This is a genomic window from Okeania sp. (assembly GCF_983059655.1).
In genome coordinates this window covers 1-2,735 of record NZ_CEZPJD010000947.1, presented here as the reverse complement: position 1 = coordinate 2,735, position 2,735 = coordinate 1, and the positions used below count along the sequence as shown (strand labels likewise).

General features: G+C 35.2%; 3 protein-coding genes. 2 read left to right on the top strand and 1 reads right to left on the bottom strand.

The features are described 5' to 3' along the window. Positions 1-15: 15 nt before the first annotated feature. On the bottom strand, positions 16-228 hold the full coding sequence (locus tag AC3DU7_RS30525) for an Hfq-related RNA-binding protein (RefSeq protein WP_287279187.1): 213 nt from the start codon (positions 226-228) through the stop codon (positions 16-18). Positions 229-304: 76 nt separating this feature from the next. Here AC3DU7_RS30525 and dapF point away from each other — a divergent pair, with 76 nt between their 5' ends. Both dapF and AC3DU7_RS30515 read left to right on the top strand, forming a co-directional pair. Further along, complete coding sequence (dapF, locus tag AC3DU7_RS30520) at positions 305-1,156, top strand: diaminopimelate epimerase (protein ID WP_488042989.1); 852 nt, start codon at positions 305-307, stop codon at positions 1,154-1,156. A gap of 410 nt (positions 1,157-1,566) precedes the next feature. Beyond that, a complete protein-coding gene (locus AC3DU7_RS30515) occupies positions 1,567-2,712 on the top strand; it encodes a hypothetical protein (RefSeq protein ID WP_488042988.1) in 1,146 nt (381 codons plus the stop codon). The last annotated feature ends 23 nt before the right edge of the window (positions 2,713-2,735 follow it).

The following is a 2,735-nucleotide window of genomic DNA, read 5'->3' as shown; positions in this document are numbered from 1 at the left end:
ATGAAAAAATTAGGATTAGTTTTTTGGTTTGAGATAAACAATAGCTTGTCGCCAAATTATAATTGGTAAATCATACTGGTCTAAGAGACAGATACAATTTGGGTCTTGCCAGAAAACTTTTCCCACATGGAGGTCGTTAGTAATTAGTTTTAGCTCTACCTCTTTCTTATCTGTGATATAAGTTTGAATCTGGCGAACACTGGGTAAACTAGTATCAAAATCAGACATAATAATTACTCAATATATTTCCCACGTAATCTTTTCATTTAAAAGTAAATTTCAACTCAATTACTGGAGCATCATAATGACAGTATCATTCACCAAGTATCATGGCCTGGGCAACGATTTTATTTTGATAGATAATCGCCACCAGTCACAACCTATAGTAACACCAGAACAGGCGATAAAATTGTGCGATCGCAATTTTGGTATTGGTGCAGATGGTGTAATTTTTGCCCTGCCTGGAGAAGAGCAAGCAGATTATACCATGAAGATCTTCAATTCTGATGGCTCTGAACCAGAAATGTGTGGCAATGGGATTAGATGTTTAGCAAAATTTATTGCTGAAATAGATAATGATAATAAAACAAAATATAAAATTTATACTGGTGCAGGTTTGCTCGGAATCGAATTACAAGCAGATGGCCAAGTAAAAGTTGATATGGGACAGGCAAAGTTATTGGCATCGGAAATACCTACAACTCTAGGTAATGCTGATGAGAAAATTGTTAATCAAACTCTAGAAGTGGCTGGAAAATCTTGGTCTGTTACTTGTGTCAATATGGGGAACCCACACTGTATAACTTTTGTAGAGAATGTTGCTGATATAGCTCTAGAAATAGTAGGTCCTCAATTTGAGAATCACTCCGTATTTCCAGAACGCACTAATACAGAATTTATTCAAGTTATTAGCCCAAATTATGTGAAAATGCGAGTATGGGAAAGGGGTGCGGGTGCAACATTAGCTTGTGGCACGGGTGCTTGTGCATCTGTAGTGGCAGGGGTTTTAACTCAAAGAAACGAGAATAAAGTTACAGTTGAACTACCTGGAGGTTGTTTGGAGATTGAATGGTCAATCACAGACCAAAAAGTTTATATGACTGGACCAGTAGAAAAAGTATTTACAGGAGTCATTAATGAATCAATAATGAATTGATATAAATATAGAGATGAGCAATTGTTTAAAATTAATTTTTTGACTATTTCAAAATTAGTTTTATAGAAGAAGGAAGAAAGAAGAAGGAAGAAGGAAGAAAGAAGAAGGAAAAATCTGACTATGTCTGAGTTCTTAGCTTCTAATATGTCCTCACTTTTCTTTCGACTGCTATAAAAAAAATTAGCTGTACTATTTTCAAAACTGAGAATAACTTTTATAGCAGTACGCGCTGGTATATTGAGAAATTGCAGGAACTGCCCAATAGCTACAAGTCCGATCAAATCGGTTTTTTTATTCCCCCCTATTGCCTGTTGCCTGTTGCCTGTTGCCTGCGCAAAGCGCTATAGATAAAAATTAAAAGTTACATTGCTTTTGACTGGGAATTTTGACTTAAAAATAGAGGTATATTCATGGGCGGAGGTATTTACTTAATTCGTGACAACGATCAACTTGTGGAAATGACAGAACAAGCTTATGAGTCTGAAGATCAACTACAAGAATTTATAGAAACTTATCCTAACCTACTTGCAGGAGATGATATAGATAGAGCTACTCCCAGAAGATGGTTATTAATATCACGGGAAATAGCAATATCGACAGAAGAAGAGATCACACAACAATGGGCACTATCTCATTTATTTCTTGACCAAGAAGCAATTCCGACATTAGTAATAGTTAAAGGTGCTTACAAAGCAGAAATTCGCCAACAAGTAGTAGGTCAAATGATTGATTATGCTGCTAATGTAGGAGTTTATTGGCCTCTAGAGTCAATTATTGCTCAGTTTGAAGTTAACTGCCGTGAACATGGTCGCGATCCAGAACAAGTATTTGAAACATTTCTGGGTTTAGATGCTAATGAAGAAAAGTTTTGGCAAAAAGTTAAAACTAATTTACAAGCAAATAAAATTCGTTTAGTATTTGTGGCAGATAATATTCCGGCAGAATTACGAAGGGTAGTAGAATTTCTGAATGAGCAGATAGATCCAGTAGAAGTTTTAGCATTAGAAATTAAACAGTATGTTGCTCAAGAAGGTTTAAGAACTTTAGTTCCAAGATTAATTGGTCAAACAACTGAAGCGCAACTGAAAAAATCGAGCACAACCCGCGAGAGAAGAAGGTGGGACGAAGTATCTTTCTTTCAAGAATTTAAAACTAGATGGGGTGCTGATGAGGCAGCAATACTCAAAAAAATTCATGGGTGGGCTAAAAATCAAGAACCCATAACCTCAATTCAATGGGGGACAGGAGATGTTTATGGTGGCTTTACTATAATAGTTAATCAACCAGAAAAAAAGAGTCTAGAGTTATTTAGTATTGATATTTCAGGTCATCTAGAAATTTACTCGAATAAGTATAGTTGTCAACCTCCATTTAATAATAATGGTAAATGGTTGGAGTTAAGAGCTAAACTTAGTTCAATTGGTTTGGCTTTACCAGGAAATTTAGAAGAATTTAGAGCGCCTAGTTTACGTTTATCGACATTACAAGATGATGTAGCATTACAACAAGTAATAGAAACTTTTCATTGGATTATTGAAGAAGTTAATCAAAGTTGAATTGGTAATTTCAGTTATCAGTT

Coding starts and splice junctions, on each gene's coding strand:
- AC3DU7_RS30525 (WP_287279187.1), bottom strand. CDS start 228: ATGTCTGATTTTGATACTAGTTTACCCAGTGTTCGCCAGATTCAAACT.
- dapF (WP_488042989.1), top strand. CDS start 305: ATGACAGTATCATTCACCAAGTATCATGGCCTGGGCAACGATTTTATT.
- AC3DU7_RS30515 (WP_488042988.1), top strand. CDS start 1,567: ATGGGCGGAGGTATTTACTTAATTCGTGACAACGATCAACTTGTGGAA.